10 protein-coding genes are annotated in these 5712 nt (G+C 70.2%); 1 reads left to right on the top strand and 9 read right to left on the bottom strand.

The genetic code is table 11. From position 1 onward, the window contains the following. On the top strand, nt 1–283 hold a 283-nt coding region (locus VGF12_RS01975; protein WP_331174369.1), incomplete at its 5' end, for a hypothetical protein. Between the two features lies 1 nt (nt 284). On the opposite strand, the gene VGF12_RS01970 is transcribed toward VGF12_RS01975, so the two are convergent. The 9 genes from VGF12_RS01970 to VGF12_RS01930 form a co-directional block, all read right to left on the bottom strand. Beyond that, complete coding sequence (locus VGF12_RS01970; RefSeq protein ID WP_331174368.1) at nt 285–887, bottom strand: response regulator; 603 nt, start codon at nt 885–887, stop codon at nt 285–287. Nucleotides 888–985: 98 nt separating this feature from the next. Beyond that, complete coding sequence (locus VGF12_RS01965) at nt 986–1354, bottom strand: DUF6916 family protein (protein ID WP_331174367.1); 369 nt, start codon at nt 1352–1354, stop codon at nt 986–988. Further along, nucleotides 1351–1851: a GNAT family N-acetyltransferase gene (locus VGF12_RS01960; RefSeq protein ID WP_331174366.1), complete on the bottom strand. Its 501-nt coding sequence runs from the start codon at nt 1849–1851 to the stop codon at nt 1351–1353. Before VGF12_RS01960 ends, VGF12_RS01965 begins: the two co-directional genes overlap by 4 nt. A gap of 10 nt (nt 1852–1861) precedes the next feature. Then, nucleotides 1862–2383: a phage tail protein gene (locus VGF12_RS01955; RefSeq protein WP_331174365.1), complete on the bottom strand. Its 522-nt coding sequence runs from the start codon at nt 2381–2383 to the stop codon at nt 1862–1864. A 10-nt stretch (nt 2384–2393) separates the two neighbouring features. Further along, a complete protein-coding gene (locus VGF12_RS01950) occupies nt 2394–2894 on the bottom strand; it encodes a phage tail protein (protein WP_331174364.1) in 501 nt (166 codons plus the stop codon). A gap of 14 nt (nt 2895–2908) precedes the next feature. Continuing rightward, nucleotides 2909–3424: a phage tail protein gene (locus tag VGF12_RS01945; RefSeq protein ID WP_331174363.1), complete on the bottom strand. Its 516-nt coding sequence runs from the start codon at nt 3422–3424 to the stop codon at nt 2909–2911. Nucleotides 3425–3433: 9 nt separating this feature from the next. Next, nucleotides 3434–3730, bottom strand: a complete 297-nt coding sequence (locus tag VGF12_RS01940; RefSeq protein WP_331174362.1) for a DUF6916 family protein — start codon at nt 3728–3730, stop codon at nt 3434–3436. After that, entirely contained in the window at nt 3723–4436 is a 714-nt protein-coding gene (locus VGF12_RS01935; protein WP_331174361.1) for a PEP-CTERM sorting domain-containing protein, read from the bottom strand. Before VGF12_RS01935 ends, VGF12_RS01940 begins: the two co-directional genes overlap by 8 nt. 111 nt (nt 4437–4547) lie before the next feature. Then, nucleotides 4548–5712: PLP-dependent aminotransferase family protein (locus VGF12_RS01930; protein ID WP_331174360.1), on the bottom strand; the 1165-nt coding region annotated here is incomplete at its 5' end.

Raw genomic sequence — 5712 nt, 5'->3', positions numbered from 1 at the left:
GGTGCTGGTCCCCGACAACGGGCTGGCGCTGTCGCTGCTGGCACTGCTGTGGCTTCAGGAGGCCGTGCTCAAGACCTTCCAGGGCCGTCTGGGCGAGCGGCTGCTCGTCGTCGAGGCAGGCCTGAAGGCGGGCGAGGGCGTGGTCGCGATGCAATTGCACGGCGAGTGGCTGGCGCGTCGGCCGCATGGCCTGGCGCTGCTGACGCAATACCTGAAGAGCGCCCTGCGTCCGACGGTGGCCTTGCCCTATCCCCTGCTGATGGGGCTGGTCGTGGCGATCTGAATCAGGCCGGCTGCAGCTTGTCGAGCGGCACGAAGCTGCTCTGTCCCTTGAGCTGAACCACCGTCCCGCCGTTGCGGTGCACGACATGCTGGGCCACGTGCAGGCCGCCGTTGAAGCGGACCTGGTCCCCGGGCTTGACGACGAGCTGGGGCGGCAGCATCGGTCGCGCCAGGGGGCGGGTGCTGTGCTTCGCGTCCTGTGCCGGGCCGGACGTCTTCCAGGCCAGCGCCTCGAGAGACCGCGTCATCTCGGCCCTGAACTGCTCGGCGGTGAAGGGCTTCCTGAGCAGGAAGCGGGCACCATGGGCCTTGGCCACGGCCTGGTGCTCCGGCGTCCAATCGAAGCTCAGCAGCGACAGGTGCAGCGACGGCTGTTCCTCGCGCAGGCGCTGGCAGAGCTGGATGCCGGTGAGCGCCGACTTGGGGAACCAGTCCGTGACCAGGAAGTGGGGCTTGAAGACCAGGCCCTGAATCAGGGCCGTGTCGGGGTCGGCGCAGCAGAGGATGTTGTCGACCGCAAAGCCGTAACCCAGCAGCATCTGCCGCGCAAAGGTCTGCACGCCGGCCAGAGGGTCAACAACGAGAAATTTCAGGGAATCGCGCATGTCCACATCGGATGCCGCGGCCGCGGTGCCGCCAAGCGACGCGGATTCTGCATGCAGCGATGTGTCAGGGCGCCGAAGAACCCCGGTGGGAGCGAGAACTATTTGTCAGCGTGCAGGCGGCAAAAATCGGCCCGCAGGCCCTCGGGTGTGCGTGCCAGGTAAAGGGGCTGGGTGCCGCTGCCTTCGTGGGTTAGGGCATGGATGGTGTCGCCCATGCCGGCCGGCAATGCACCGGCGAAATGCAGGCTGAACTGCTCGCCCGACTGGCGGCCGGGACAGGCGCTCGCGGCCTGCAATGTGACGACATGGCCGTCGACATCGAAACGTTGGCCGACATGGGCCTGCCAACTGGCGAGCCCGGCCTGGGCGCCGAGGCTGGGCCGCACCGCGGCCAGCGAGGCCGTCGTGCCGGCACTGGCGGCGATCACGGCGCCACCGCTCTTCAGGAAATCGCGCTTGTTGATCACGGCAGGCACTCCTCGGGTTGCGAATGGCAGGCGCCGACGGGCCTGACCATGGCCTGGTAGAGGCCATGCGGTGCGCCATCGGCGACGAAGCCCAGCCGCTCGTAGAGCCGCCGGGCGGGGTTGTGCGTCTCGACGTGGATGCTCAGTGGGCGGCCGTCGGCCGTTGCGGCCAGCGCCTGCAGGCAACGCGTGCCCAGGCCCCGGGAGCGCCAGGCGGGCAGCAGCGCGATGTCCAGGACGTGTACACGGTCAGGGCGTTCATCCAGCCAGAGCCGGCCTGCCACCGTGTCGCCGTCGACCAAGATGAGGTGGCAGCGCGAGTCCGGGAAGTGGTGACGGTAGTGCTGCTGCTGCGCGGCGTGCTGGTGGCGCACGAAGGCTTCGCACTGCTCGACGGGCCAGCCGGTCAGCGCCAGTTCGTCGGCGCGCGTGCTTGCGTAGATGGCCAGCTGCGAAGCCTCGTCGGCCGGCGTCGCCGGGCGCAGGCGGTAATCCATGGCCGGGGCTCTAGTTGCGCGACGGGAAGATGCCCTGAAGCGCGATGCAGAAGTTCAGCGCTAGATAGGGCTGGCGGTTCTCGTGCGGGAGACCGGCGCCGGCGGCGCTGATCGCAACGCCGGCCATGGGGGCAGCTGCGCCGGGCGCGCGGTAGACGTTGCCGCCGCCGACCGCGGTCGGCGCCATCACATTGCCGGCCGGGCTGGTGGAGAGGGGGGCGACGCCGGCCATCAAGGCGTGGCCATGGGCAGGCATCTCGCTGACGAGCAGCGAGACGTTGCCCTGCCCGACGCTTTCGCCCACCGTGCGGGGGCTGAGCCCGGGGCCCTGGCCCGAGCTCATGGCGAACTTGCCACTGAGGTTGGGCAGCCCGAACGTGGTGCGACCGTCGCCGCCATAGTTGGTGCCCAGCAGCGAGAACAGGGCAGTGTTCTGGCTGATGGGCATCAACTGGCCATCGCACTGCGCCCAGCCCTGGGGGGCGAAGTTGTAGGGCATGACACGGATCTCGGCGAGGAAGGGGGTGGACATGTCACGCTCCTCAGTTCTGCGACGGGAAGATGCCGAACAGCGAGATGATGTAGTTCACCGTCAGCGTCGGCGCCATGTTCTCGTGCGGCTGCGAGCCCCCGGCCGGGCCGATGGCGCCCGCGGCCATGGCCGTGGTCCCGGGACCCGTGTCGTAGCTGGGGACGCTGGTGCCGGCGAGCAGGGCCCCGCCGGGCGTCGTGCCGTCAGCCGTGCTCGTGCTGGCATGCATGGCGTGCGTGTGCTGCGGAATCTGGGCAGCGGTCAGCGTGACGGTCTCGCTGCCAAGCAGCTCGCCCTGGACGTATCCCGGGCCCACGTGCATGGGGATGCGGCCGGCCAGGTTGGGCAGCGCGAAGGTGGACTGGCCATCGCCACCGTAGATCGTGCCGATCAGGGTGAAGAGCACGTCGTTCTCGGCAATGGGCAGCAACTGGCCTTGGCAGAACGCCCAGCCGGTCGGCGCGAAGTTGCCGGCAAAGAGGCGGATCTCGCCCACAAAGGGATCGGACATGGCGGTCTCCTCGTTCAGTTGCGGCTGGGGAAGATGCCCACCAGCGATATGACCCAATTCATGGTCAGGCTGGGCTGCATGTTGGAGTGGGCCTGGCTGCCGCCGGCGGAGGCGAGCGAGCCGGCGCTCATCACCGTGTCGTTGCCCACCGGGGCGTAGCGGTTCATGCCCCCGCGGGGTTTGGCGGCCGGCACCGCACCGCCCGGCACGCTGGCATTGGCGAGGTCGCTGGTCGCCGTCAGCGTGTGCGTGTGGGCAGGCAGGTTCGAGCCCGTCAGCGTCACCGCCGTGCTGCCTGCCCGCTGGCCGAGCACGATGCCTTCATTGCCGCCGTAGTGCAGCGGCGCGCGACCGCGCAGGTCGGGCAGCGCAAAGTTCACCCGGCCATCGCCGCCGTAGGTGGTGCCCAGCAGCGAGAACAGGGCCTGGTTCTGGTTGATCGGCAGCAACTGGCCGTTGCAGAACGCCCAGCCCTTGGGCGGGAAGGTAAAGCCAATCAACTTGAGTTCGCCGAGGAAGGGAGTGGCCATGAGCGTCTCCTAGCCGAACACGGCTTCGTAGTGCAGACCGGCGGCCGAGCGGGCCACCGGCACGAGGAAGAGGTCCATCGCGTCGAGCTGCGGATGCTCGAGCCGGTAGATGCGCTGCGGCAGGGCCGGATCGGCCGGCGCCTGGAAGGTCAGGCAGAAGGGCTGGCGACCCGCCGCGCCGGCGCCCAGGCCGGCACGAGCCTCGATCAGCCGGGCCGGCAGTTCGGCCGCGTCGTCCAGCCGCAGCGAGAACTCGCTACCGACCAGCGGCTCGAAGCACGCCAGCGTGAGCGCACCGTCAGGCACGGCGCCGCGCCACCCGGGCGCCCATCGCCGCGAGCGCGAACAGCGCCAGCGTGGCCGGCTCGGGCAACTCGTTGCCGGGACCGGTGCCGTTGTCCCGCGTGATGAGCTGGATGCGGAACTCGGCGAAGTTGTTGCTGCTGCCGGCGATGCGCGCGGCGATCTCCAGCGTGTCGAGGTCGAAGGTGACGGTGTCGCCATCGATGAAGTGGGCCAGGCTGCCCAGCACGGCCGGATTGCCCAGGCCGCTGCCGGTGCCGGCGTCGGTGGTGCCGAAGCCGTCCCAGGCGAAGAGGCTCACGCCCACGATGGTCTTGCCGACGATGCTGAGGCCGTCGAACTGATAGAGGGCGTGGCTGCCGCCCAGGCCCAGATAGCCCGTCGTGTAGACCCCGCCGGTGGTGTCGTTGCCGACGCCCACGCGCAGCTTGATGCTGTCGTCTTCGAAGAAGACCTTCTCGCCGTCCAGCATCCAGCCAGAGCCGATGGCGCCGCCGTCGCCGGCGTGCACGCCGTTGACGAGGTCCGCCAGGGCCACGGTCTGCTGCGCGCTGACGGGCGTGGTGTCGATGGAGCTGCCATCGTTGATGCCGCCCGGGGCGATCAGCTTGAGCGTGATGTCGCTGGCGAACGCCGCGTGCGCCGACAGCGAGCACATGGCCAGCAACGCACCGGCAGTGGCAGCGCAGAGGCTGCGAACGGGGGACAAAGCGAACCGCATAAACCCTCCCTGGCATGAGCCGAGTGCCGAGTGGACTCGTCGCCGGAGCCGGGCGCCAGTGGCCTGTCCCGTGAATGAGGGGGGAGAAACTAGGGAGGACTAGGGAGAGGGCATCGGACTGCGGATGTCGTCCACGGCGGCCCGCAGCGCGCGCCAGAAGGCGGGGTCCTGCGAGGTGGCCATGTTGATGCGCATCAGCGAGCCCGGGCGGCGCGTGGCGCTGAAGAGGGCGCCGGGCGCGATCAGCCAGCCGGCGTCCAGGAGCGGCTGGGCCAGGCGCTCGGTGTCGACGCCGACGTCCAGCCAGCCGAACAGGCCATCCGGTGGTGCGGCCCATTCAAAGCCGTGCTTGGTGGCCAGGGTCGCGATGCGCTGGCGCGCCGTGGCCAGCCGCTCGCGCAGGCGCTGGGCATGGCGGCGCAACCGGCCCTGCTCCAGGCACAGCGCGGCGGCCCGCTCCAGCACCGGCGAGCTGGTCAGGCCGTCCAGCAGCTTGGTATCGGTCAGCGCGCGCAGGCGCTCGGGCGAGGCGGCCAGGTAGCCGACGCGCCAGGCCGGCGTCAGCACCTTGGAGAAACCCGACACGTAGATCACGCGGCGCAGCCCATCCAGGGCTGCCAGGCGCGGCAGGTGCTCAGGCGCGAGGAAGCCGTAGCTGTCGTCTTCGACGATGAAGAAATCGTGCTCGTCGGCCAGGCGCAGCAGCTTGTGCGCCGTGGCCAGATTGAGGCTGTGGCCGGTGGGGTTGTGCAGCACCGACACGGTCAGGTAGGCGCGGGGTGCGTGCTGGGCCGCCAGTGCGGCGAGCACGTCCAGGTCAGGCCCCTGCGCGCCCTGGCTGGCGCGCGGCACCGGCAGCAGCCGGATGCCGGCCTGCGTGAGGCGCGCGAAAATGATGGCCCAGCCCGGGTCGTCGACGAGCACGGCGTCGCCGGGCTGCAGCTGGGTGCGGATGATGAGGTCCAGCGCATGCGTGGCGCCGTTGGTCGTCAGGATGTGGGCCGGATTGGCGTGGATCCCGAGGTCGTCCAGCCGCTGCGCCAGCGCCGCGCGCAGCCGGGCGTCGCCGTTCGGGTCGCCGTAGCTGACCTGCACCGCCAGCGCGTCGGCCGTGTTGAGCCGGCGCAGCGCGGACTGCAGCAGCGTCGGGTCCAGCCAGTCAGCCGGCAGTGTGCCCAGGCCGGGCGAGCGCGCGGCGTCGGCTTCGAACATGCCGCGGATCAGCGCAGTCGCGTCCATCGGCGCCTGGCGCGGCACGGGGGTG

Origin of the sequence: Roseateles sp. (assembly GCF_036404855.1) — a bacterium.
GTDB lineage: Bacteria > Pseudomonadota > Gammaproteobacteria > Burkholderiales > Burkholderiaceae_C > Pelomonas.
Note: the sequence above shows the minus strand (reverse complement) of the source record. Positions and strands in the feature narration are given on the sequence as shown.